We start from the raw sequence: 24,494 nt of genomic DNA, 5'->3' as shown, positions 1-24,494 counted from the left end.
GCTTCGGGAGTCAAAATCGTTCATATATATCACTGCCGTCCGTCTTTACATCGGAAGTGCCGGTGAGGTCACTGCTGCAAACGTTTCATCGGCCGTGCCGGACATGGGGAGAGCCGGTGTAAGAACCATCAGGCCGGTTGCCGAATCATAGACTGCGGTAAAACCGTTGTAGACAACGGGCGTTGTCTCAATGGGAGTACCCTCATCTGCCATCGCACTCATACTCATCGCTCCGGACAGACAGACTGCCGCAGCAAAAGTCATCAACCTTTTTTTCCAGTTCATACTCATTCCGGTCACCTCGAACCAATCCTCTGCGTGAATCAAGTCATCTCTGCAGATCACGCTTTTTCTGTCTATAAATTTAGCACACTTGTCTGTACTATTCCACACAGAAATCATATATATTCCAGAATAATGGTTTTTATGATTCAAATTATGACCGTTATTTTTTGAACCCCTTATTATCTTATCGAAATTGTGTTATCGATAATTCTTCCCCTTGAACTGAAGCCGTGACATGGCGCGCGCCATCGCCGTCTTATTCAGCATGTATTCCCGGAGACTCTGCTTCTGCCGCATCCTCTCCTTCGCACGTTCCAGTGCCTCTGCCGCCCGCCTTTCATCCAGTTCTTCCTGGGTCTCGCAGGTGTCGACCAGAACCGTCGCGCGGTTGTTGGCAAAAATCATGGTGCCGAAACCGGCCACGACGCGGATCAGCTTTCCCTCCGCATCCACAATCCGGAGTTCTCCCGGATCCACCGCAAGGATAATCTGCGCATGATGCGCCAAAAACTGCTGCTGGCCATCCAGCGTCTGAACGGTCAGCGACCGGGCGCGGTCGGAAAAAAAGGTCTTGTCCGATGCGATCACCCGAAGTCCAAAGGTTGCTTTTGCATTATCAGCCATATCATCTGCCGTCCTTTGCCTTTTTGATCACCTGGTCAATGGTCCCGACATTGAAAAAGCAGTTTTCCGGATACGCATCCATATCTCCGGCGATGATCGCCTGAAATCCTCGGATCGTCTCCGCAATCGGAACGTACTCTCCCGGAATGCCCGTGAACTGCTCCGCAACGTGGAAAGGCTGCGACAGGAAATTCCGGATTCTTCTCGCACGGGCCACAATTTTCCGGTCTGACTCCGACAGTTCCTCCATGCCGAGAATGGCGATGATGTCCTGCAGCTCCCGGTATTTTTCCAAAAACTGAAGAACTTTCTGTGCCGTCTCGTAATGCTCTTTGCCGACAATATTTTCCTCCAGAATTCTCGACGAGGATTCCAGCGGATCCACTGCCGGATAGATTCCCTGTTCCACGATTTTTCTCGACAGAACGGTGGTTGCGTCCAGATGGGTAAATGTCGTCGCCGGTGCCGGGTCCGTCAGGTCATCGGCCGGGACGTAAACCGCCTGCACCGATGTGATGGAACCGTTCGTCGTCGACGCAATTCTCTCCTCAAGTGCGCCCATCTCATTGGCCAGCGTAGGCTGATAGCCCACCGCGCTCGGCATACGGCCCAGAAGTGCGGACACCTCGCTTCCCGCCTGTACAAAACGGAAGATGTTATCGATGAATAACAGCACGTCCTTATGCTGAACGTCTCGGAAATACTCCGCCATGGTAAGCCCGGTCTCCGCAACGCGCATTCTTGCCCCCGGCGGCTCATTCATCTGACCGAACACCAGAGCGGTATTCCGAATAACACCGGATTCCGTCATCTCGCTGTAGAGGTCATTGCCTTCGCGGGAACGCTCTCCGACGCCGGTAAAGATGGAATATCCGCCTCTCTCCTCGGCCACGTTCCGGATCAGTTCCTGAATGAGGACGGTTTTGCCGACACCGGCACCGCCGAACAGACCGATCTTTCCGCCCTTCGCGTACGGCGCAATCAGGTCAATTACTTTAATTCCGGTCTCAAGAATCTCCTGCACCGGACTCTGGTCCGTAAATTTCGGCGGTTTGCGGTGCATATCCCAGGTTTCCTTCGCGGAAAGCGCTCCCTTTCCGTCGATGGGATCTCCCAGCACATTAAAAAGCCGTCCCAGATTCTCTTCTCCCACCGGAATCTGAATCGGTGTTCCCAATTCCAGTACCGGCATATCTTTCTGGAGTCCTTCGGACGGGGATAGCATAATACAGCGGACCGTATTGCCGCCGATATGCTGCGCCGCTTCCATCATGACTTTTTCTCCGTGATTATCCACCTGAAGGGCGGACCGGAGTTCCGGGAGCGGTTTTCCCTCAAATTCCGCGTCTACGACCGGACCCATGATCTGAACGATCTTTCCTATTCTCATGGTTCTAAGTCCTTTCTCATCTTTCCTGCACGTTCCATCTGCTCTCGGCGTGCTCTTGCCCCGGCAGCCACCTCCGTGATCTCCTGTGTGATTCTCGCCTGACGGCTTCGGTTATATTCAATCGTCAGATCGCGGATCAGCTGGTTTCCGTTCCGGTTCGCCGCATCCATCGCCTGCATGCGCGCAAAATGCTCGGCGCAGTAGGACTCAACCAGCGCACTGTAGATATATCCGTTCACAAATTCCGGAACGATGTTGTCCAAAAGCTTCGTCGGCGTCGGTTCAAGGGAAAAGGTCTCCTGAATTGTGTTTACGGGCAGTTTACCCGCATTCATGAGATCGCTGTCGAGCTGAACAAGCGGAAGAAGCTGGATCAGTTCCGGAACAAACTCCGCCTGATTCTTCATCCGCGTATACACAACATAGACTTCATCCACCTTCTTCTCCCGGAACAGTGCCAGCATTTCCATGGAAATGTGACGGGCCCGCGAAAGAGTCGGCTTCTGCGCCGTATAGTGAAATTCTCCGTCCAGATCCACATTCCGGTGAAGAAAATACTGCCTTCCGACCTCACCGACCACATACAGGTGATCCCGTTTTCCGTTTCCCATCCGCGATTCCGCCAGTTTCAGCACATTGGCATTGTAGGCACCGGCCAGGCCTTTGTCAGCGGTAATGCAGAGAAAGGCGCGTGACCGCTCCTCTTCCGGGATCTCTGTTCTCCGGTCCAGATACGGATGGGCAAACCCCGTCGGAAGATGACGCAGGATACGCTCGAACATGGACTGGAGCGTGTAGAAATACGGTTCCGTTGATTTCAGTTTTTTCCGGGCCGTGTTGAGCTTGGTCGATGAGATCATGTACATGGCATTGGTGATCTTCATCGTATTCCTGACACTGTCGATTCGATCCCGGATCTCACGTAAAGCTGCCATAATTTTTTCCTCCCGGTTTACGCACGAGCAGGATTATCCTTCGCCCGTATCGGATCCTCCATCGAAATCGAATTCTTTTCGTTCGTGCCGTCCTCCGGCTTTACGGAAGCCGCAAATTCATCGCACGCCGCGAGAATCCGTTCTTTCAGGTCATCCTCCAGCGTTTTTGTCATTTCAAGCCGCGCGATGAGATCCGGGTGGCTTTCATGAAAGAACCGGATGAGTTTTCCCTGGCACTCCTTGACCGGCAAGTGATCCATATCCGAAAAAAGATTGTGTTCCGCCGCGATCAGCGACAGAACCTGCTCCGCCATCGACATCGGATGACCGAGCGGCTGGCGAAGAAGCTCCATCTGCGCCTTTCCTTTTTTCAACAGTTTCTGGGTCGAGGTATCCAGGTCCGAGCTGAACTGCGTAAACACTTCCATCTCCCTGTACTGGGCCAGGTCAATTCGCAAAGAACCTGCTGCCTTCTTCATCGCCTTCGTCTGTGCGGCACCGCCGACACGGGATACGGAAAGGCCCACATTGACCGCCGGCCGCTGTCCCTGGAAAAACAGATTGGATTCCAGAAAGATCTGTCCGTCCGTGATGGAAATGACGTTGGTCGGAATATAAGCCGACACATCGCCGCCCTGGGTCTCAATGATCGGAAGTGCGGTGATGGAGCCGCCGCCGAGGCGTTCGGAAAGTCTTGCGCTTCGCTCCAAAAGCCTTGAATGGAGATAGAAAACATCGCCCGGATACGCCTCACGCCCCGGTGACCGTCCGAGAAGAAGCGATATGGTCCGGTATGCAACCGCATGTTTGGAGAGATCATCATACACGATCAGAACGTCTTTTCCTCGGTGCATAAAATACTCCGCAAGGGAGGTCGCCGAATAGGGCGCAATATACTGGAGCGGTGCCGGATCGGCGGCCGTGGATACCAGCACCACAGAATAATCCATGGCCCCGCTCTTTTTTAACTGATTGACCAGTGATGCCACCGTTGATGCCTTCTGGCCGATGGCCGTGTAAATGCAGATGCAGTTTTTTCCCTTCTGATTCAGTATCGTATCCACGGCAATGGAGGTTTTTCCCGTCTGACGGTCTCCGATGATCAGTTCCCTCTGACCGCGTCCGATGGGAAACATCGAGTCAATCGCGAGAATTCCGGTCTCCATCGGCTCACTGACCGGCTGTCGGTCTATGATTCCCGGGGCCGGTTCCTCGATCGGCCGGTATTCATCGGCTTCGATCCGGCCGCCACCATCCATCGGATTGCCCAGCGCATCGACAACTCTCCCGAGATATGCGTCGGAAACCGGTATTCCGGCCCGCTTTCCGATGCCCGTCACCCGGCTTCCCTCACCGATGGTTCCCTCCTGATCGAAGAGGATGGCGCCCACATGGTCGCGCTCGATATTCTGAACCATTCCCTTTACGCCATTTTCGAAGAGAATGATCTCTCCGTACATGACATGGTCCAGACCTTGAATTGTCACAATTCCGTCGCCTGCGGTCTCTACCGTTCCGACCTCGGATTTCTGTGCCAGAACACGGAACTCACTGATCGCGGTTTTCAGCATGGGCAAAAGATCGCCGCGGCTCTTTTTTCTCGCCTCATCGATCGCTGTCTCAAACTGCCGCTCTCTGCCGTGTGTGGACCAGTCATACTCATCACTGCCCACATCCAGGATAAAACCGCCGTGAATTTCCGGTGTGACCCGGATCTCCAGCTCTACATTTTCCGTTCCGCCCGCATGATACGTCCGGTCCAGAAAAATCCGAAACTGTTCTTCCTGCTGCGGGGTCGGACGGGTTACGCACTTTAAGAGAGCGCGCACGCCCGATGTCCCGATATGTTCACTCATATATGACGCCTCATTTCTCTTGGTTGACTTCTCTCAGGAAATCATCGTACATCTTCGAATCATCCTCGGACTCGGCGATCTTGGCCGCCGCGCTCTTGATCATCTTCACAATGTCCGACTCTGCCTGACGGCGTTCCTCATCTGCTGCCGCCGCAGCGCGCTCTTTGGACTCCTGAATGATCCGCGCCGCTTCCTTCCTTGCATCCGCAAGAATGCGGTTATATTCTTTCGCCGCGTCGCGCCGGGCCTCCTCTTCGGCCTGCTTTTTTGCCTCGTCGATATTTCCAAGCTGTTTTCTGCACTGTTCCTTGTATTCTTCCGCTTCTCTGCGGTCCTGATCGGCCTCCTCAAAAGAATTCCGGATGTCATCCGCTCTCTTTTCCATGATCTCGCGGACCGGTTTAAAGAGAAATCTCCGGAGAGCCCAGAACAGGATCAGCAGATTAACAATCGTAAACAGGATGTTGTAGTCAATTCTCAGCATTTCACCCGCCTCCTTACTTGAGGAAGAAGATAATCAGAATGCCGAGTACAAAACCGTAGATCGCGGTCGCCTCTGCCAGTGCGCATCCAAGCAGCAGGTTTCTCATAATCTTGCTGTCTGCCTCCGGCTGGCGCGCGATGGCGTCAACCGCATGCGCGGTCGCAATGCCGATTCCGATGCCTGCACCGAGGCATGCCAGTGCTGCAATTCCTGCTCCCAAAGCTGTAACATTCATATTCATACATCCTTTCTGTGACCGGCCAGGGCCGGTTCTCCCGTATCATATTTTTGTCCTCCAGGCTCAAGCAGACAAGCTTGCTTGTCTATTTGAGCCGTCAATCAAAGTTTGAAAGTTTACTTTCAAACTTTTCCGTCAGCCTGTTCTGTACGGAACTGTTTTCTGTCGTTTTCTTTCGATTTCCGTCATTTTCTCTGTCTGCATCGCTGACCGCGGACGGACCGGTCCGCGGTTTACTCCACCGCTTCCGCGATAAAAAGCGACGTCAGAAAGACAAAGACATATGCCTGAATCAGGCCGTCAAAAAGATCAAAATACAGGCTGAACACGGCGGGAAGTCCCACCGGAAGCACGTATTTGATCAGCTCCATGATGACAAACGCGCCGAGAACATTGCCGAAAAGCCGCATGCAGAGCGACAGAGGGCGGATTACGATCTCCAGAATATTGATCGGCGCGACAATCGCAATGGGCTGGGCAAAACTCTTCAGCCATCCTCCGGTTCCCTTCTGCCGGATGCCCGCTGCCTCGATCAGAAGAATGCTCATGACTGACAGGGCGATGGTCACATTCATGTCTTTGGTCGGCGGCTTCAGACCGAACACGCCGATGACATTGGCCAGTCCGATGTACAGCAGCACCGTGGAGACGTAAGAGCTGTACTGCTTTCCGTGTTCTCCCAGCATCTCACCCGTAAACCCGTCCAGCCATGACACGATGAATTCGGCGGCAAGCTGACGTTTTCCGGGATTCTGCACCCGGAGATTCCTCGTCAGAAAGACCGCGCCGAGAATCAGCACCGCCATCACAATCCAGGAGACGGTGACCGATTCCGCGACCTCGATTCCCCCCAGAACCGGGATCGTAAAAGCGGTCTTGACATTCAGCTCTTCCAGAAGTCTGGAAGCCAGTTCCTCCATGTTTTCACTACCTCTCTTCCTGATGTATTTCCTTGTTCGGCACGGAATGTACTAAAATTCATACAATACCATGCAGGCTCTATCATACCCCTTTTGTATGGCAAGTTCAAACGTGTCCTGTTATTTTTAACAACATCATAATATTCTGAACCGCGTAAATTGTGCATTATTTGCAACCGGTAATAGCAGTTATAAAAAGAATCAATGACAACAATGGTGATTTTTTGTCATCCGGCTCCCGGAAGATGCTGCACCAAAATCACCGCTGTACGTTTTCCGGAGGAACGATTACAATAGAGAAGCAATAATGCAGCAGAAAGGAAAGGTTACGGCTATGGCAAAGTCGCTCACATATCATGATCAGGAAAACATCGAGAATACCAAACGTCTCCGCGAGGTAATACGGGATCTTCCGCCGTTCTGCACCGACTTCTTCCACGGCATCGAGCCACGGACCTCTGCAAGAACGCGTCTTGCCTATGGCTACGATCTGAAAACCTTTTTTGAATATCTTCAGAAAGAAAACCCGGTCATTGCCAAAAAAGCGCTCCGGGACCTTCCGATCTCCGTTCTGGACGAGATTACCCTTCCGGATCTGGAAGAATACATGGAATATTTAAAATGTTACAGCACCGGTTCCCGGGAGGATGTGACCAACACCGAGCGCGGCATCATGCGGAAGGTATCTTCCTTAAAAAGCTTCTACAACTTCTTCTACCGCCGGGAGTCCATCCGGACAAACCCGGCCGAACTTGTACAGCTTCCAAAAATTCACGAAAAGGAGATCATCCGTCTGGAGGTTGACGAGGTGGCCCGTTTTCTGGATGAGGTGGAGTGCGGCGAACATATGACCGAACGCCAGAAACTTTTCCACGAAAAGACCAAAATCCGTGATCTGGCGATGATGACCCTCATGCTGGGAACCGGAATCCGAGTTTCCGAATGTGTCGGCATCAACCTCGACGACGTGGATTTCCATAACGGAGGTATCCGGATTCACCGCAAAGGAGGCAAGGAAGTCATCATCTATTTCGGCATGGAGGTGGAAGACGCGCTCCGGGATTATATGGATGAGCGGGCAGGTATCACGCCGGAACCGGGCCATGAAAACGCGCTCTTTCTCTCGCTCCAGAACAAACGGATCAATGTCCGCTCCGTGGAGAATATGGTCAAAAAATATGCGCGGATCGTGACCCCGCTGAAAAAAATCACTCCGCACAAGCTCCGCTCCACCTACGGAACAAATCTTTACCGGGAGACCGGAGACATTTACCTTGTCGCGGATGTACTGGGCCACGCCGATGTCAATACCACAAAAAAACACTACGCCGCACTCGAAGACGAGCGCAGGCGCAGTGCCAGAAATAAAGTCAGGCTTCGCCGCGAAGACGACTGACGCACCGATCACCCGGAATCGGAATGCCGGGACTCGGATACCAGAGTCTTCTCGATCCGGGCAGCAAATTCTTCCACCCGGTTCCGTATTCCCGGAAGCTTCTCGGCGGTTCCGGGGTCATTTGCCGTTTCCATGATGCAGAAGTGAGCCGGCAGATAAAAATTCTTATTCATATTCAGCGCAGCGATGAGCTGCCTTGCGATATTGTCTCCGCCGGAATATCCGGACACAATGATGGCAAACAGCGCCTTGTCATAAAACTGCCGTTTCCGGTAGAGCGCCGTCAGCCGGTTGATGAAACCGGTCAGGTTCGCCGAGAGCGCGTCATTGTAATTCGGACATACCATCAGAATGGCATTGGACTCACGGATCGCCGGATAAACGTTTTCCACCATCACTCCGCCGTAAAAGCAGCTGTCTTTCTCCCCGTAATGCAGACACATCTGATAAGGACATCCCGAACAGTCGTACAAGGTTCCGTTTCGCAGTCCGATCTCGGAACAGGTGGTATGCGTCAGGCGATCCCGGACATCCCTCCAGAGAGAAAAGGTGTTGGACGTCTTATGGCTGGAAGCATGAAGGCATAAGAGCGACGGCTCCGGAACCGCATATCCGCGGAAATCCAGAATCGACTGCAGAAGTCTTCTCGCCGATACGCGGTATGCTTCCAGATAATCCGCGGTTCCAAGGTTTTTCGCCGCAACGCGGAAATTGTCCAGGGAGCCGGTGCCCTCCACAAGAGGTTTGCCGACGAAGGCACACCCGGACTGATTGGCCGCAAGGACCAGTTCCGTCGCGGTCGATTTTGTGTAAAGTTCGGAGTCGGCATCCGTAATCACGCCGCCGATATATCCCTCCAAAAGATGCGGTTCCCTGCGGAGAAGCCGCAGAATCCTCGCATATTCGATGTTTACGCCGTCATTTCCCAGACGAACGGCAAAGAGTACCGGCCGGAGCGACTTCGGATCGGAGGCCGGCTTCTGCTCCTGAAGAAAACTTTGGAATTCCTCCGCCGTATGAACGCGGTGGAGCCGGATATTCCGCGGCATAACCTCCACCGTTTCTACAAACTTCAGCACCAAATCAAGCCGTTCCGATCCCGAATCGCTCTCTGAATCCCAGGGTATGACCATAAGAAGACTGCCGTTTTCTATCGTTCCTGTCTGTTCCATGCTGTCACCTCCCTGTAATTCACTCCGGTTCCTTCCGACTGCGTTGGTCTCTCTTTTACTTTATTCCGATGATTTATTCCGATGATATTCCGTTAATTGATCGCATGAAGCGCTTTTTCCGCATCCCGAATGCGTTCAAACAGTTCTTCCGGCATTTTTAAGATCTCGGTCTCCTGTCCGTTTATGGTGTAACGGTTCTTAACGCCCATGTAGATTCCGCCGAGAAAGACGGAACTGCAGTGCCATTCTCCCCGAATCGTCAGTAGAATGGAGAGCGCACCCGAGGAATAGGCCGGCGCCACAAAGGGTTTGAATCCGATCTCCCGCATTCTGAGATTGGCGGTCACGGTCAGTTTTGTCAGTTCCTTTGAGAGCCCGTCATCATAGTGCTCGATGGAATTGGCGACGACAAGTTCCTGTCCGTGGGGTCCGAAGGTTCTTCCCTCGGAAAGAAAACTGCGGAACCGCTCATCTTTCTTCGCGTAATATGCGGCTCTCGCGTTCATGACACCGAGACCGTATCCCTGAATCTGCTCGGGAACAAGGCCCTTTCCGTCAAAATTTCCGTTTTCGTCGGTATTGCTCGCAAGATACGCCGCCTTGCAGAGCGGATCAACCGGATCCGCCACCTCACAGAACAGTCCCCTGAAGTTCGCGTTTCTTGCAATCTTCGCATACTCGGCGATGATCCTGGAATTCTTTTCAAACTGATACATCCGGACATCCTTGATCCCCGAACCGACCGGCGGAATGCCGGCGCTTGCCACAAAGACGAACACATCACAGTCAAAGAGATGTTCTCTGTCCACGACATAGACTTCCGGAAGTGCATCATAATCCCATGGATAGGCAATCTGGTTCTCCTCAAACTCCCATCTTGCGGTGACCTTATCGGAAATGTCGCAGATCCCGATCCGGCGGATGCAGTCTCCGCCGAGCAGATGAAGCCCGGTCAGAACATTGCTTCCGACATCACCGATCGCCAGAATATGCACGGTTTTTTTAGTCATCTCGCCGAGTGGAAGATGTTCATCCATGATCTCCGGGAACCGGGGATGTGCTATATTGACCGCGCCAAGACGCCCTGCCTCGATGGCGGCCATCACTTCCGGATCGGGGATTCCCTGCTCGGCAGGACTCTCCGGGGAAATCCCGCGGTCTGCGGCTTTTGTCAGCCGGCCGAGGGAAAGCCATTCCGCCGATTCCGCGGTCTGATAGAGCAGGGCGGGATGATTTACCAAAAATACCGCACGGCTTTTTGCGGGATCCCTCCGGAACAGAAACTTGCTGACTTCCGCTCTCTCCTTGTCGTCTGCCGCCGCGTAGGGGAGATCACTCTCCCATGCGCAGCAGATGAAGCCCTTAATCCTGTAATAAAACATCGTTTGTCTCCTCCGATTGTGTTTTCCATGATTCCGGAACTGCTGTTCCGCAGCCTTTTTTCTTCTTCCGTCATCGCGTGTACTGTTCCCGGGTCAGCATCTGAAGATCATTGTCCAGATAGACGCTGGCCGGAAGTGTCGGATCGTATCCCATACATTCGCCATGGTCTGGGCAAAGCGGTGCAATGACCGCCTCCGACAGTCTCTCCAACGTGAGATTCCGGCCGAAATGCGCGCGATACGTCTCCTCCAGAACCAGGAAGAGATCCCTTGCATTCCGGATGCAGGTGGCGGAAAACTCGAACATCGCATCCCGCTCCGCCCCCGGAAGACGCGGATTCATATACGGAAAAATCTGATTGATGGACGGTGAAAGTCCGGCCACCTTGGCCATTTCCCTCTTTACGGTATCACCGCCGATAAACGGGTAGAGCGAGGACTCCACATACCAGTGCCGGATGTTCGGAATATAGTAGACACTGTCGACATCAACATTCTTCTGTGTCAGTGTATCCTTTCCGAGTCCGGTCAGAACCCCGAGAACAACCTGACGGATCTTCACGTTCTCCTTCCGCAGCATCGGTTCCAGCGCTTCAAAGCGGCCGGCACTGTTCATGATGTCATCCACCAGAATGACCGGCCGGTCAAAGGAATGAATCATGCGGATCTGTTTTTCCAGCGGCGTATAGTTCGGGAATGCCTCAATCCAGCTCTCTTTCAGGTCCGGTGAAAACACCTTATCGGTGTGAAGCGTCTTCGTCACCGTATTCGGGATGATTCTGTCGCGCAGAATCTTTCCGTAGGGAACACACATACACGGACCAAGCTGTCTGGGCACAAGCTGAACATTCGGCACACCGTTCAGCTTCGTCACTTTTTCCACCAGCCGCGGATAGATGGCCGCAGAACTGAGGGAAAGGACAAGCTGTCCCGGATAGAGTCCCGTCATCGACATCTGCAGATCGTGATGGGTCTTGTCCAGAATCCGCAGAACGTGGCGGTCGTCATTCATCGGCGCCTTGATGGTGGTTCCCAGGTTCCGGAGAATGACCAGTGGCTCATGCATATCCACAAGCCACATCTGTACTCCGCCGTGAAGTTTTTCCTGCGGCACGAACCCCTGCCTCTTTACCGCATCCAGTGCGGCCGTCGACGGCTTCATCAGCTCCGGAAGGAACATTCCGAAGGTGCAGCCGTATCGGAAGGAATTCACAATCACTTCACTCAGAAGCAGCTGCTCCGGATCACGGATATGATCGTCATGGCAGGAATAGATTCCGCTGATCAGAAGAATCGATCCGGTGGTTCTCCGGCGGACCTGATCGGCCAGCGCCACATGTTTCAGAACATCCAGAAGGTCGCCGGACTGCATGATACGGTACGTGATCAGACCGACAAGAGTGTCATTTTTCAGCCGGTTCCGCAAGAGCAAAACCTGTTCTCCGGAATTCCGTATGGACTCAATCAGTTCATTCTTATTCTCATAATATGCGAAGACGGTTTTGCGGCATTCCGCGCTCCAGTCTTCGGTAAATTCCTCCAGCTTCTCGAAACTCAGTATCTTTCCGGACACCAGCGGTTTATACTCCGGTTCGCGCAGATACATGCCGCTGCTGTAGATATACCCCTGCGCCATGGGATCGATCAGATTGCTGATATCCCGGTTCATATCGACATTGTCGCGAATGACCGTGGAACTGACATCCTCAAATTCCGGCGGAAGCTCCAGTTCAAAAATCTTACCGGTGATGCATTTCAGCATATCGCGGTTCCGGTGAGAATCCAGCCGGTCATTGCCGACTCTCCGGAAGATCAGATGATTCATGCTGTGGATCGAATCCGGCACCGGATCTTTTTTGTAGAACGACGCGTTTCCGACCACATCACTTCCGACCACCATGTATACTTTCCGGTCGGCAAAGATCCCCTTGAGGGTCTTAAGGTCTGCGGGATTCCCGATATTGATCGGAATATCCAGCGGAAAGACATTGACGTGAAACTCATCGGCAACGGACATATTCAGGATCTTGCGGCGCACCATGTGGGGCTGCGCTTTCTTGGACCACGAGAACTCATCCACCGCCAGATAAAGCTCAAATCCCTTGTCCCGGATCTCCCGCACAATCTCTTTGTGTGACTTGGTGAACGGATCAAAGGTTCCCGGGAAAAATGCAACTTTCTCCCGCTCCGGAATGGAGACATCTCCCTTTTCCATGCGAAGCCGAACGATATAGGTCGAGAGTGCCGATACCGCAAACGCCCGGTAGAACATACCGATGGAAGACATTTGCCCCTCATTGAGCAGATACAGGAATTTCCGGTATCCCATCTCAAACAGCGCATACTTGTCATCGGCGGACATATCCTTCGAGGCGAAAATATTGCCGAGGACCAGCATTGCCTCCCGCTTCGTCATCGGCTGATACGCCGCCATTCCGCGAAGGATCATGCCGAGAAGCCGCTGTCTGTCGGATTTCATCATCTCGTCACTCACAGAGAAATGAATCCCGTATTCGGAATAATGCTCCAGAATGATGCCGATGGTATCCAGAACACCGGATGCAACCGAATCCGACCCCGCCGAGAGAATCCGGCCGAGGTAGGAAATCAGTTCTTCCATCTGCTCCGGCGGAAGCCAGAGTGCCGTCATGCCGAGACATCTCGGAAGATGTCGCGAATACTGGGCATCGCCGAGTTCCAGTGCACGCATCAGCTCCACCGCAATCTCATTGCGCTCATCCGACGTCAGAAACGGGACCAGATCCAGCAGCGCATCCGTCGCATCGCGCCGGATCACCATGTGCTCACTGACTTTGATCAGATTCGACAGGTGCGCGGCGATATGAAGGTGATGTTCTTTTTTAATCAGCATGCTGCAGTGCTTCAGAAGCTTGATATTCACTGCTTTGATAATCCATGGCGTCGCGGCCTTGAGATTATCCAGAAAGATGTCCGAGATCACATCCGGTCCGCAGATGATCTTCTCTTCTTCCGTCGTATCCTTTCCGAGATTCTGAAGGATGCGGTATTTGAGGAAAGTCAATGTGATATTCCCCTTTGGATCAAAAGTCTCCACACGCTCCGCGATTTTCGTGCATACCGGAAGATCCGCCGTGTAGGATGTGAGCACCTTCTCCGCTCTCCACGCGGCGATGGACGCCTCCACATCCGGAGACGCCGCAACCTCCTCGGCAAAAACACCGACGTCATTGAGTGCTTCCCGGCTCATCTCCGCAAGCGGAAGATCGAACACCGCATTCAGGATGACAAACTGTGCCGCCGGCTTCCATTTTCCCGGATTCTTAAACAGTTCCAGAAATGTTCCGAGCAGGATCTCCCGGTCCTCCTCCACCGCATTCTGCAGAATACCGATCAGAACATTCTTCAGGTTATAGCGTATCCGGTACTTCTGAACATGAGTCAGTTTCAGATCCGGTTCCAGAATTTTCAGGAAATACTCCCGGCTCAGGGCAACCGCCTGCATGGTATTGAGGTCCGCCATTCCGCTGGGGAAACGCTTCCGGTATCCGAAGTTGAACTGCGCCAGAATTTTCCCGATGAGGGTCGCCGCTTCCGCGCGAATCTCTCCTTCCTGATGCATGAGCAGCTCATACAGGAACGCCAGTGTCTGTTTCTTCTGCTCGTCATTGGTATACGCCGTATACTGATTGAAAATACTCAGGTAAACGCGTAGATTTTTCCATTTCTTAATGCTTCTGGCCGACTCCAGAAAGATACCGAACTGCCGTTCCGCACTCATCCGGTGCATCACAACAATATTGTGTTCCACCCCCATGAATACCAGTGAACGGATGGTGTCCTGCACATTGCGGAGCGTGATCTCGGGCATCCGTTCCGGAAGTGGAGTGTCCCCGTCCAGATCCGTATCCACGCCAAGATACTGCATGTATTCACCGAAATCATGCAGTCTGGAATAGACAAACCGATACCGCTCCAGTTTCTCCGGCGTCATATTCTGAAGCTTTGCCAAAATGACGTCGAAGGCTTCCTTCAGCGTCGAAATGTGGGTGACGGTCTCATTGCCCTCCCGGTGCTGCTTGACACGGAAATCCGCGTAGATCAGAAGCAGCGCCTCCACCGAAAGCGCCTCCGGCTCCAGATCCCAGGTCGAGTGGTTGGCCGCAATGTGGCCGATATAAGGCATGCGGAATTTGCTGAACCAGACATTTGTGTAATAATAATGCATGTAGGGAACAGCCTCGCCCGGTTTGCAGCCGAATTTTCCCAGGTCATGACCTGCTGCCGCACCGCTGACAAGAGTCAGATCCACCGGAACACCGGCTGCTTTGAGATCCCGCGCACAGTGCATCGCCACAAAATGAACACCGGCGATGTGCTCAAGGGTCTTGAAGGAAGTCGCCTCCATGTTGATGCGCATCATTTCATAGATAAACTGATCATGCCATTCCTTGCGGAAGGTTCGATACTCCTCATAGGATTCACAGACTCTTGCCTCATCTTCTGTGAGAAAGTCGAAATCCACAAACCGGTCGAAGGGAAGCGATTCCCGCTCCGCATCCAGAAAGAACTGGAGAACCGTCAGATAAAACAGCACAGCGGCATGGTATATCCCATTCTGCTCCGAAAACTCATCATCCGGGTATACAATATGGCAGACATACTGATAAATGAAGGAGAGCCATCCTTTTTCCGGTGTAAGCTCTGCCCCCCGTACCTCAGGCTGTGAGGACGATTTCCCGCTGTTCTCGGTCTTTTGACGGGAAAATGCATCTTCCACCAGTTCATTCATAATCGGCAGACACAGATTGAGAACTTCCACACACGTAAAGCGACGCTTTACCGGCCATACACCCGAAATAAAGCTCTCCAGATAGTTTCCGCTGATCAGGGAGCGAACCTTTTTGGCGGTAAGTCCCGTGCGATTGAGGAATTTTCTTCCGGTCAGTATCGCGGTCAGTTCACCGACCGCCAGCTTAATCTGTTTTGAACTCATGATGTCCCGTCCCTTTCTGCGGCATGACTCCCGTACCGCGGCAGCAGTACCGTCCTCTCTCGCGAACCGATGTGTTTCATCCGGTACGCTGCTCCGTGTACTGTCTTGTCACCTGTTATACATTTGTTAAACAAATGGTTGAAAATCGGTTGAAAATCAAATTCCGCTCTGATATACTGACCCCGTCGGTCATCCAAAACCATAACATTTGACCGAAAGACATCAGAATAACCTCTGTCATGGTTTCATGATAGCACAAATTGATCACAAATCTTACTGATTTTTCTCCGTTTATTTCACATTTCAGTATCTGATTGCGAAATCGTCCCACAGAACAGTTCCGTACATGATCCCGAAGCTGCCGGAAAATAATTCCGTGCTGGATCGCGAAACCGTCCTGCAGAATGTGGAACGATTTTCAACAGATGGAATCGGGGGTTCGGCGATGGAGAAGTGCTTTGATCCGTGACGGAAGCCTGTTCAGGAACAACAAAGTGAGGGATTTCAGTATGAATGCGCAGAACACAGGGAAAGAACCGTCCTCTCTCGGACGTTTTCTTGAGAAAAAGAACATTAAATTCAGCCCGCAGCGGTATGGGATCGATGCGCTCTCAGCCATGGCGCAGGGCCTTTTCGCGTCACTCCTGATCGGAACCATTATCTCCACCCTCGGAAAGCAGCTCAGCATTCCGATTCTGACGGAGATTGGCGGATACGCATCCCAGGCCACCGGACCGGCGATGGCCGTTTCCATCGGTTATGCGCTTCAGGCACCGCCTCTCGTTCTCTTTACGCTTGCCGGAGTCGGAATCGCCGCTAATTCTCTTGGCGGTGCCGGCGGCCCGCTGGCGGTTCTTCTGATCACCATTGTCGCTGCCGAATTCGGAAAAGCCGTTTCCAAAGAAACCCCGATTGACATCATCGTGACTCCGGCCGTTACGATCATCGTGGGTGCCGTTCTCTCTATCTTTTTTGCACCGGCCATCGGCTTTGCTGCTTCCAGTGTCGGCAATGCCATCATGTGGGCAACCGAACTTCAGCCCTTCTTCATGGGCATTCTCGTGTCGGTGATCGTCGGAATCGCCCTCACCCTTCCGATTTCTTCCGCAGCGATCTGCGCGGCACTCAGTCTGACCGGCCTGGCCGGAGGCGCTGCGGTAGCCGGCTGCTGTGCGCAGATGATCGGTTTCGCGGTGATGAGCTTCAAAGAAAACCGCTGGGGCGGACTTTTCGCTCAGGGACTCGGAACCTCCATGCTCCAGATGGGAAATATTGTCCGCAATCCCCGGATCTGGCTTCCGCCGATCCTTGCCAGTGCCATCACCGGACCCATTGCGACCTGCATCTTTGATTTCCGGATGAACGGCGCGGCGGTTTCCTCCGGAATGGGAACCTGCGGTCTGGTCGGTCAGATCGGTGTCTACACCGGTTGGCTGAGTGACATCGCAGAGGGAACTAAAACCGCCATCACTTCCTTTGACTGGATCGGAATGATGCTGATCTGCTTTATCCTTCCGGCAGTTCTCTCCTATGTCTTCTGCGGAATGATGCGGAAGATGGGATGGATCCGGGAAGGAGATCTGAAACTGGACCTCTGAGAAAACGCAAATTATCTCCACGGTTTTTCAAAGGAAATGGCGCAGTCATAATATCCTTCGGATTTTTGACTGCGCCATTTCCTGTTTCTGTTATTCGTCATCCAATTCTTTCTGACCAAATTCATTTTTTTCATACGGTTATTATTTTCTTGTTTTTCCCGCTCTATCCTTCATTTCGTCTTTTTATCCGGGTATGCCATCCGGTCCTGTCTTTCTCTTTTGCCTTTTTATCCGGCAATGTTCTTATCTTTTTCTTCCGCCGCCTTCAATTCTGTCATATCCTCTCCAATGACGTATAATCCCGCTTTTTTATTCAATTAATTGCAAAAAGATCATTTTTCATTTTTTCATTTTCAATGTATAATTAATACAGTATATCTCACTGTTCCAACGAAAAATCATTCATTAAAGTAGAAACAGCGCCATTATACCGAAGGAGTACTCATTATGCATCCACCGATAGTAGATCATCTGATCTCAACGATATTCATATCCATCTGGTTCGCTGTGGCGAATTCACATGTTATCTATAAATATCATCCCGAACATGAACGCCTCAGCTGGAAATCCCTGGCATTGCTGTTCGTTTCTCCCTCCGTCCTGACCCTGATTTCCTATCAGTTCGGGTTCGGCACCTTCCATCAAATCACCGGCTGGACAGCGGAAGAACACTTGATTTCCATCCTCTCACAGATTTCCATCACGCTGGAAATCCTTGTACTGAGCCTTCCGATTTTTCTGTACCGAAAAGTAATCAAAAGTTCCAATTACTGGCTGGCCCTTGTGCTCTGTCTGGAGTTTTCCTGTGCCGACTCCATGTCCACGATCCTTTCGGTTGATCTGCCCACGAAACTCCTCGCATTCACGGTACTTCAGCTCATCGTGTATGTGGATTACAAGGGCTGTTTCTCCTACATTATGGCATCCGATAACTCCATCAACCGGAAGGTAATCGCCGGTTACATGGTTGCACTCAAAGTCGTCCTCTCGGAAATGCTGTCTGCCAGTATGATTTTTACGGTAAGACAGTCTCAGTTCACTTTCCGGATGCTCTGGATTGATTTCATCGCCCTGATCGTCGCAGCATTTTTCTCCGCCTTTTTCAAAATGGGCATCAGCAGTGCGCGGGAATCGGATATCAAACTGGATTATATGAATAAATTCCTCCATGCGCAGGAGAACATTATCCAGACCTTCGCGGAGATCATGGAGGCCAAGTCCGGTGAAACCGGCAAACACGTGCGCCGTGTTGCCGAGTATTCTCAGCTCCTTGCAAAAAAACTCGGGCAGGATACGGAAAATGCCGCTTACATTCGCGTTGCGTCCATGATGCACGATGTAGGAAAACTGATGATCCCTCTGGAGATTTTGGAAAAACAAGGTTCTCTGGATGAAAAAGAATTTGAGATTATGAAGACACACACGACATACGGCGATCAGCTGCTCTCCCATTCGGACGGAACGGTCATGAATATTGCGAGAGATATCGCATATGAGCATCATGAGAAGTGGGACGGCTCCGGATATCCCCGCGGTCTTCACGGAGATCAGATCTCCCTTACTGCACAGATCGTCGCCGTGGCCGACGTGTATGACGCCCTGACCAGTAAACGCGCCTACAAAGACGCCTGGCCCCCGGAGACGGCGAAAGCAGAGATCCTGAATCAGACGGGAAAGCACTTTTCTCCGGCTGTTGTCGATGCGTTCTGTTCATGCTATAACGACATCGAAATTATCCGAAAAGCATATCCCGATTAAGCCGGGATGGATTTGAGATATCATCTTTCAGAACGAATACTTTCAGCAAAAATATCAAGTATGGAGTCACCAATGCACAAAAGAACCCTTCGCAAAAAAATGACACGGATTGCCGTTTTCGGCCTGTTGCTTTCTTCCCTCACCCCATTGACTGCATTTGCACACAGCACCGGCCCGGTTCACGACAAGGCGCCTTCGTCCCGAGAAGCAGGAAAATTGCAGACTGGCTGGGTTCAGGACGGCAGCGTCTGGTATTACACCGGCACAGACGGCACCCATCAGACCGGCTGGCAGAAAATTGACGGAACGTGGTACTATCTCGCCCCCTCCGGCGCCATGATGACCGGTTGGCAGAAACTTGACGGAACATGGTACTATCTCGCCCCCTCCGGCGCCATGATGACCGGTTGGCAGAAGATTGACGGAACGTGGTACTATCTCGCTTCCTCCGGCGCCATGATGACCGGCTGGCAGAAGATTGACGGAACATGGTACTATCTCGCCCCCTCCGGCGCCATGATGACCGGTTGGCAGAAACTTGGCAATGAATGGTATTTTCTCTATGACAGCGGCGCGATGGCAGCCGACACACTCCTTCCGGACGGCTGTTATGTCGATGGTTCCGGCAAATGGCTTCCTTCCGCTGCTTCTTCCGCTTATGACAAACAGGCAGCTGGAGCTGCATCCGATCAATCCGCAGGCTCCACCGTTTCGGTCGGAAATCAGCTTGCAGATCAGGTATTTCAGCTCGTCAACCAGGAACGGGCAAAGGAAGGACTCCGATCTCTGAAACGGGACGACACTCTGGATGCGGTTGCCGGTGTCCGTGCGCAGGAAATCCCGATCTTTATGGATCAAACCCATAACCGCCCGGACGGCAGTTCTTTCAGTACCGCCTTTGAAGAGAACGGATACGATAACTATCGTATCATCGCCGAAAACCTTGCCAGCGGCTTTTCAACGGCGGACAGCGTCATGAGCGGTTGGATGGGATCCTCCGGCCACCGGAAAAACATCCTGAATTCAAAAATCACCGAAATCGGCATTAGCGTCAATTATGCAGACGGGGTATATTACTGGGTTCAGGAATTCGGCGGATGATGGTACATAGGAGGGCCGTTTGTAAATAGCACGATTTTTTCTGCATCATAAAAATACTAATCGTGATATATCAGATCCAGCCTTCCGTTAGCACGAATGCTGATTTCCCTGATGGTAGAAAAAACTATGAGCCGATGAGACCCTTCATCCTCACCGGCTCATTTTTGTTCAGCAATCAAGCCTCAATGCTCAAGGAATAACCTGATTATGTCCGTTTCCCCCAACTTTTATTCGAACTCTACCTCAAGTTTATATTCGGCTGATACTGCAGATACAACCGGCTGATAAATCTCCCAGACGGACAATTTTGCAAATCGGTCCGCCTTCTCTTTCTCGTTCAATTCCTCCAGTTTTTTCTCCATTCGACCGCTTGCCTCTGTCTGAACATCGGCTAAATCATCTGCTGAAAGCTTTATTTCACCAAAAGCCAACCAGCCATGTTCTGTATCGCTGAATTCCATTCCGGAACTCGGAATGTTTATCACACCCAATTCCGCGTGCGGAATAAGTAATTTCACTGTTTTGTGAGTTTCATCCAGAATTACGCTATCCTTTGTTAATTTTGATAAGTCAACCGTGTATGTTGCAATTCCATTATAGGTAATCACCTGAGACTTTGTAAAAATCGCCAGATTAGCCAATCCTGTTTCTGTTAACGTAACAGCATCCGAAACCTTCGATTCATATACTTCAATTTTCCTTAACTGTTTCTGTTCTCCAAGGATCGCTTCTTCAAAATCAGCTGCCGTATATCCCAAAATACCATGATTCTCCAGTACTTTGTCATGAGAATCTGCCGGATCTTCAAAAGAGAACTGCTCTTTGATCGCCTGTGGAATACTGCTGATCGTATCATGAAGCATATTACTTGCATTGGTCAGCATCACGTTCATGATTATACTCAAAACGACTACTCCAATGACGATTGGCAGCAGGCTGGTGATAATCCAGGATGAGAATCTTCCTCTTCTTGCGCCTTTTGCCGCTGCTTTCTCGATTTTTTTAAAGACTCCTCTTCTTTTTGCATAATTCCCCCCTGATTATAACGTTGACAACTATTATCACATTTTTATGAACTGTGCGTAGAAAAACAAGTCCAAAAACACGTCCTCTATACTCTCGAGAATAATGTTTTATGCAAGAATAATTCTATCATTTTTTCTGGATTCCTACGATATCATTTTTATTTTCATCACAATTCATGCACTCTCCCAAACACCATTTCTATCTCAAAATCCCACATTGACATTTCTTCTGCCAATGTGGGATTTCTATTGTCAGTTGAGACCTCTTTTCCTATTATTTATTTGCATTTTTACGGATCCGGTTTAAAAAACTTGCCGAAATCGACATCCCTTAACGCAATTCTTGCGCCATATGCATAATCTTTGTCCTCACATTTCATCCCATCCGTGTGATAATATGAGGCGACTAATGCATATCCGTCAACTCGCAGAGAGATACGATCGTCATACTTTCCGTTTTGCGTATAGATAGAAAGGATATCAACTTTTGGTGTTTCCTGATTCAGCCACTCAAGGCGATAATTTCCTTCTCCATATGCATCCGTCATAAAACTATCTACATACTCTCGAAAGGCTGGATTATCAAACATTTCCTGATTTGAATTACCATATACCCCTGCCAAAACAATGTTTGTCATTAAAAGACTCATAACTGCAATCATTACCGCAAATATTCTAATCTTCATCCTTCTCATTCCTCCGAAATCAAATATTCACTGATAAAAACGTTTTCTTTCTCAATGATAGAAAATCAGATTGAATTTGACAGGTGTATAATCATATCCATCGTCACCGATTTTGTATTGTACCTGAAAAGTTGCATTTGCAATCTGATCAAATTCCTCATCCGGATAATCGGTGCGGCAGTATTCCTCCGAGGAAGAATTCGGGAAAGAAGTAACCGAAAAAATATTCTTACGCATCTGATTGTTGATAGACAGTAAATCGCCGTGCATATGAAGTGTATCTGATGTTTTATTGACTACGTCAAAACATAACCCCATTTTCTTTGTTCCATTCAGACTGCTTGCAGCGGAACTGATGCTCTGATAGAAAATATCCACATTGGAATCCGTGTATACCAACGTATGCTTTCCTTCCGGATGACTCTTTACCGATGCTGGAACCACGATTTTTCCGGGCTGATAGGTTAATGACTGAATCTTTGATGCTACCTCATCCGAAAAAGGCTTCCATCCCTGACACTGACCATACCGAAGATAATGCTGATAATTGATTGTCGGATCAGTCCCGATGGATGCGATCAGTTCAGGGTACATCTGTTGAAAGAAATCAGGATCAAAATATCCGCCATCACTCATCTTCTCCAGAGACTGCGGAACATTTTCATCTGCAATTGCGGAAAACGAACAAAAAACCGAAACAATCATTGCACACAACCAAACAATAATATTTTTAGCAGTCATTGTTATTCCTCCTTCTCAATCTAATCATTCCGTCAGTTTCAAAATCTCTTCTTTGCCTCTTTTTCATAGACGGCATATAACTTCATGGCCCAGTCTTCATATACTTTATATTTTCCTCCGTTTTTCAGCCAAACATCCGCCATCTTCTCTGTTCCTTCAACCTGGATCTCCGCTAAATCCTCAATGCTCCCATCGCATTTCTGAAGTTTTTTCTTGTATTTCTTATAGATCGATTCGTATTTAGATTCCGCTTTCTCTTCTGCGTTCTTCTCTTTTTCTTCCGTCCTTTTTTTCGTTGACTTATAACTCTTCTTTTTTAAGGTAGCATTTGATTGATACGAACTCTTTTGACTGGTCGAATTCAGTCTCCTGTACTCGGAAGCATTTCCCGGATTGATCTGTCCGTTCCCCGCCGGACCGGACACTGCAGTTTGTCCAATCACCACAGATTCCACCCATGCCCCGTCTGATCCGACCCAGAACCCGTCCGGCGTCGATGTATCATGGAGCATATATCCGCTTCCGTCAAAGTAGTACCATCTTCCGTCGACTTGCTCCCAGTTGTTGGTCGTGTACGTGCCATCCGGATGTGTATACCACCATCCAATGCTGTTCTGCTCCCAGCCGGCGGATGCTGTCATCGGAAGAGCCATCGATAACACCACACTCGGAATCAGCAGTTTCTGAAACATTTTTTTCATAACCTTCCTCCTCACTTTTCACGATCTTCCTTATTTCTATCGTGAATTGTCACTTTCATTTGCAATGATATGTAATCATTACTTTCGCGCTCTTTATCCTTCTCCTCAATTTCCATTTCACGCAGCCTAAGAAGCTGTTCGCTTTCCACTTCCTTAATCCGCGCTTCATCAATGCTGCGCTAAACGTGTTCCCGATCATTTTGAATCAAAATTTTGGTTTCGCAATAATTACAGTATGTGATTCCGCGCCCATGTTCAACAGACAGATCGGCACCGCAACTCGGACACTTTACAGAAATAAATTCCACTGCCATCTTACATCTCTCCTTCCCTATCCGGACGGATCACTTTATATCCGTGTGCCTCCAGCACTGCGATCACTTCCGGCGTAATATTTATGCTCAAATCAAACGTTTTTGGGGGTTCCTTCTTGATCACGCGGTGGAGATCGTCCACGGAGACATTCATCACTTCTGCAATTCTTTTCAGATTATCCCGGTCCGGCAGGCCGCCATCGGTTTCCCACTTCGCAACTGCAGATTTGGATACATTGACTTTGTCTGCCAATTCTTCCTGTGTGAGTCGCATTTTTTTCCTTCTTGCTGAAATAAACCTTCCCAAGCTTTGCTCTTTCATACGTCCTTCCCCTCACCATGTTGACAACGGCTGCACGCTGTAGTGAAATCAGCATCCGATACCGTACATATACGTCCTGCATTTCCAGAATTGTCACACGACCATTCAAAACGTCTGTCATGATCGCATTTGGTATGTAAATTTATCAAAATGATTCTGCAATTTTCTATATTTAGATTAGTCTGTCTGTCGGCAGTTATCAAATTACTTCTTGTTTACTCTACGTAAACATGTCATTACTTCATTTATAGATTACCTTTTTCAACAAAAAAAGATTCCCACCGAATCGGTCAATGTCATTAAGTTAACATTGGCTATTGGACGTCTCTAAAGAAAAACTAGCAGGAAAGTGAATGACTTTCCTGCTTTTTCTTGATTTATGACACACAAATAAGACAGATTCATATCTGCCTAAAATAAATATTCATTTTATCTGTTTTATGCTACTCTGTAGAGGAAACCATGAAATATTTTTACTGCTAGCTTTCGTTCCCGGTGCCTGTCGGGTCTAATCGGTATAATATTTCTTGCAATAATGGTTTCTAAATTAGGTGATGTTGTTTTTCCTTGATAGAAAAGTCTACACATGTG

At 50.2% G+C, this 24,494-nt stretch carries 20 protein-coding genes; 4 read left to right on the top strand and 16 right to left on the bottom strand.

Annotated elements, in window-relative coordinates; all coding sequences use genetic code 11:
- Positions 1–45: 45 nt before the first annotated feature.
- The 8 genes from BMW41_RS03380 to BMW41_RS03345 all read right to left on the bottom strand — a co-directional run bounded on the left by BMW41_RS03380 (position 46) and on the right by BMW41_RS03345 (position 6,732).
- The gene (locus tag BMW41_RS03380; RefSeq protein ID WP_207646866.1) at positions 46–264 is read right to left on the bottom strand and encodes a hypothetical protein; all 219 of its coding nucleotides are present in this window, start codon (positions 262–264) and stop codon (positions 46–48) included.
- A gap of 219 nt (positions 265–483) precedes the next feature.
- A complete protein-coding gene (locus tag BMW41_RS03375; protein WP_074648848.1) occupies positions 484–909 on the bottom strand; it encodes a FoF1 ATP synthase subunit delta/epsilon in 426 nt (141 codons plus the stop codon).
- 1 nt (position 910) lies between these two features.
- Positions 911–2,299 (bottom strand): F0F1 ATP synthase subunit beta, encoded by a 1,389-nt coding sequence (gene atpD / locus BMW41_RS03370; protein ID WP_074648847.1) that lies wholly within the window; start codon positions 2,297–2,299, stop codon positions 911–913.
- On the bottom strand, positions 2,296–3,234 hold the full coding sequence (atpG, locus tag BMW41_RS03365) for an ATP synthase F1 subunit gamma (protein ID WP_074648845.1): 939 nt from the start codon (positions 3,232–3,234) through the stop codon (positions 2,296–2,298). Before atpG ends, atpD begins: the two co-directional genes overlap by 4 nt.
- Before the next feature lie 17 nt (positions 3,235–3,251).
- Positions 3,252–5,090, bottom strand: a complete 1,839-nt coding sequence (gene atpA, locus BMW41_RS03360; RefSeq protein WP_083378760.1) for a F0F1 ATP synthase subunit alpha — start codon at positions 5,088–5,090, stop codon at positions 3,252–3,254.
- Positions 5,091–5,100: 10 nt separating this feature from the next.
- Positions 5,101–5,574 (bottom strand): ATP synthase F0 subunit B, encoded by a 474-nt coding sequence (locus tag BMW41_RS03355; RefSeq protein WP_074648844.1) that lies wholly within the window; start codon positions 5,572–5,574, stop codon positions 5,101–5,103.
- A 13-nt stretch (positions 5,575–5,587) separates the two neighbouring features.
- On the bottom strand, positions 5,588–5,809 hold the full coding sequence (gene atpE, locus BMW41_RS03350; RefSeq protein WP_031471485.1) for an ATP synthase F0 subunit C: 222 nt from the start codon (positions 5,807–5,809) through the stop codon (positions 5,588–5,590).
- A 236-nt stretch (positions 5,810–6,045) separates the two neighbouring features.
- Positions 6,046–6,732: a F0F1 ATP synthase subunit A gene (locus BMW41_RS03345; protein ID WP_074648843.1), complete on the bottom strand. Its 687-nt coding sequence runs from the start codon at positions 6,730–6,732 to the stop codon at positions 6,046–6,048.
- 307 nt (positions 6,733–7,039) lie between these two features.
- On the opposite strand from BMW41_RS03345, the gene BMW41_RS03340 reads away from it, so the two are divergent.
- Complete coding sequence (locus BMW41_RS03340) at positions 7,040–8,128, top strand: tyrosine-type recombinase/integrase (protein WP_242870286.1); 1,089 nt, start codon at positions 7,040–7,042, stop codon at positions 8,126–8,128.
- Positions 8,129–8,136: 8 nt separating this feature from the next.
- On the opposite strand, the gene BMW41_RS03335 is transcribed toward BMW41_RS03340, so the two are convergent.
- The 3 genes from BMW41_RS03335 to BMW41_RS03325 all read right to left on the bottom strand — a co-directional run bounded on the left by BMW41_RS03335 (position 8,137) and on the right by BMW41_RS03325 (position 15,657).
- Positions 8,137–9,300, bottom strand: a complete 1,164-nt coding sequence (locus tag BMW41_RS03335; protein ID WP_074648841.1) for an NAD(P)H-dependent oxidoreductase — start codon at positions 9,298–9,300, stop codon at positions 8,137–8,139.
- 92 nt (positions 9,301–9,392) lie between these two features.
- A complete protein-coding gene (locus BMW41_RS03330; protein WP_074648839.1) occupies positions 9,393–10,682 on the bottom strand; it encodes a lactate dehydrogenase in 1,290 nt (429 codons plus the stop codon).
- A 70-nt stretch (positions 10,683–10,752) separates the two neighbouring features.
- Entirely contained in the window at positions 10,753–15,657 is a 4,905-nt protein-coding gene (locus BMW41_RS03325; RefSeq protein ID WP_074648837.1) for a nucleotidyl transferase family protein, read from the bottom strand.
- A gap of 509 nt (positions 15,658–16,166) precedes the next feature.
- On the opposite strand from BMW41_RS03325, the gene BMW41_RS03315 reads away from it, so the two are divergent.
- From BMW41_RS03315 to BMW41_RS03305, 3 genes are all read left to right on the top strand, one after another.
- Complete coding sequence (locus BMW41_RS03315; RefSeq protein ID WP_074648900.1) at positions 16,167–17,255, top strand: PTS sugar transporter subunit IIC; 1,089 nt, start codon at positions 16,167–16,169, stop codon at positions 17,253–17,255.
- A 447-nt stretch (positions 17,256–17,702) separates the two neighbouring features.
- The gene (locus BMW41_RS03310; RefSeq protein ID WP_074648834.1) at positions 17,703–19,013 is read left to right on the top strand and encodes an HD-GYP domain-containing protein; all 1,311 of its coding nucleotides are present in this window, start codon (positions 17,703–17,705) and stop codon (positions 19,011–19,013) included.
- Between the two features lie 216 nt (positions 19,014–19,229).
- The gene (locus BMW41_RS03305) at positions 19,230–20,114 is read left to right on the top strand and encodes a CAP domain-containing protein (protein ID WP_074648833.1); all 885 of its coding nucleotides are present in this window, start codon (positions 19,230–19,232) and stop codon (positions 20,112–20,114) included.
- A 227-nt stretch (positions 20,115–20,341) separates the two neighbouring features.
- On the opposite strand, the gene BMW41_RS03300 is transcribed toward BMW41_RS03305, so the two are convergent.
- The 5 genes from BMW41_RS03300 to BMW41_RS03280 all read right to left on the bottom strand — a co-directional run bounded on the left by BMW41_RS03300 (position 20,342) and on the right by BMW41_RS03280 (position 23,903).
- Complete coding sequence (locus BMW41_RS03300; protein WP_143050801.1) at positions 20,342–21,019, bottom strand: DUF4230 domain-containing protein; 678 nt, start codon at positions 21,017–21,019, stop codon at positions 20,342–20,344.
- 410 nt (positions 21,020–21,429) lie between these two features.
- A complete protein-coding gene (locus BMW41_RS03295; RefSeq protein ID WP_074648830.1) occupies positions 21,430–21,825 on the bottom strand; it encodes a hypothetical protein in 396 nt (131 codons plus the stop codon).
- A gap of 51 nt (positions 21,826–21,876) precedes the next feature.
- Positions 21,877–22,566, bottom strand: coding sequence for a hypothetical protein (locus BMW41_RS03290; protein WP_074648828.1), 690 nt, complete (start codon positions 22,564–22,566; stop codon positions 21,877–21,879).
- 38 nt (positions 22,567–22,604) lie between these two features.
- Positions 22,605–23,267 (bottom strand): hypothetical protein, encoded by a 663-nt coding sequence (locus BMW41_RS03285; RefSeq protein WP_074648826.1) that lies wholly within the window; start codon positions 23,265–23,267, stop codon positions 22,605–22,607.
- 315 nt (positions 23,268–23,582) lie between these two features.
- Positions 23,583–23,903: a helix-turn-helix domain-containing protein gene (locus BMW41_RS03280; protein ID WP_074648824.1), complete on the bottom strand. Its 321-nt coding sequence runs from the start codon at positions 23,901–23,903 to the stop codon at positions 23,583–23,585.
- Positions 23,904–24,494: the final 591 nt, after the last annotated feature.

Origin of the sequence: [Clostridium] aminophilum (genome assembly GCF_900101295.1) — a bacterium.
Lineage (GTDB): Bacteria > Bacillota > Clostridia > Lachnospirales > Lachnospiraceae > Clostridium_R > Clostridium_R aminophilum_A.
Note: the sequence above shows the minus strand (reverse complement) of the source record. Positions and strands in the feature narration are given on the sequence as shown.

Coding starts and splice junctions, on each gene's coding strand:
- BMW41_RS03380 (WP_207646866.1), bottom strand. CDS start 264: ATGACTTTTGCTGCGGCAGTCTGTCTGTCCGGAGCGATGAGTATGAGT.
- BMW41_RS03375 (WP_074648848.1), bottom strand. CDS start 909: ATGGCTGATAATGCAAAAGCAACCTTTGGACTTCGGGTGATCGCATCG.
- atpD (WP_074648847.1), bottom strand. CDS start 2,299: ATGAGAATAGGAAAGATCGTTCAGATCATGGGTCCGGTCGTAGACGCG.
- atpG (WP_074648845.1), bottom strand. CDS start 3,234: ATGGCAGCTTTACGTGAGATCCGGGATCGAATCGACAGTGTCAGGAAT.
- atpA (WP_083378760.1), bottom strand. CDS start 5,090: ATGAGTGAACATATCGGGACATCGGGCGTGCGCGCTCTCTTAAAGTGC.
- BMW41_RS03355 (WP_074648844.1), bottom strand. CDS start 5,574: ATGCTGAGAATTGACTACAACATCCTGTTTACGATTGTTAATCTGCTG.
- atpE (WP_031471485.1), bottom strand. CDS start 5,809: ATGAATGTTACAGCTTTGGGAGCAGGAATTGCAGCACTGGCATGCCTC.
- BMW41_RS03345 (WP_074648843.1), bottom strand. CDS start 6,732: ATGGAGGAACTGGCTTCCAGACTTCTGGAAGAGCTGAATGTCAAGACC.
- BMW41_RS03340 (WP_242870286.1), top strand. CDS start 7,040: ATGCAGCAGAAAGGAAAGGTTACGGCTATGGCAAAGTCGCTCACATAT.
- BMW41_RS03335 (WP_074648841.1), bottom strand. CDS start 9,300: ATGGAACAGACAGGAACGATAGAAAACGGCAGTCTTCTTATGGTCATA.
- BMW41_RS03330 (WP_074648839.1), bottom strand. CDS start 10,682: ATGTTTTATTACAGGATTAAGGGCTTCATCTGCTGCGCATGGGAGAGT.
- BMW41_RS03325 (WP_074648837.1), bottom strand. CDS start 15,657: ATGAGTTCAAAACAGATTAAGCTGGCGGTCGGTGAACTGACCGCGATA.
- BMW41_RS03315 (WP_074648900.1), top strand. CDS start 16,167: ATGAATGCGCAGAACACAGGGAAAGAACCGTCCTCTCTCGGACGTTTT.
- BMW41_RS03310 (WP_074648834.1), top strand. CDS start 17,703: ATGCATCCACCGATAGTAGATCATCTGATCTCAACGATATTCATATCC.
- BMW41_RS03295 (WP_074648830.1), bottom strand. CDS start 21,825: ATGAAGATTAGAATATTTGCGGTAATGATTGCAGTTATGAGTCTTTTA.
- BMW41_RS03290 (WP_074648828.1), bottom strand. CDS start 22,566: ATGACTGCTAAAAATATTATTGTTTGGTTGTGTGCAATGATTGTTTCG.
- BMW41_RS03285 (WP_074648826.1), bottom strand. CDS start 23,267: ATGAAAAAAATGTTTCAGAAACTGCTGATTCCGAGTGTGGTGTTATCG.
- BMW41_RS03280 (WP_074648824.1), bottom strand. CDS start 23,903: ATGAAAGAGCAAAGCTTGGGAAGGTTTATTTCAGCAAGAAGGAAAAAA.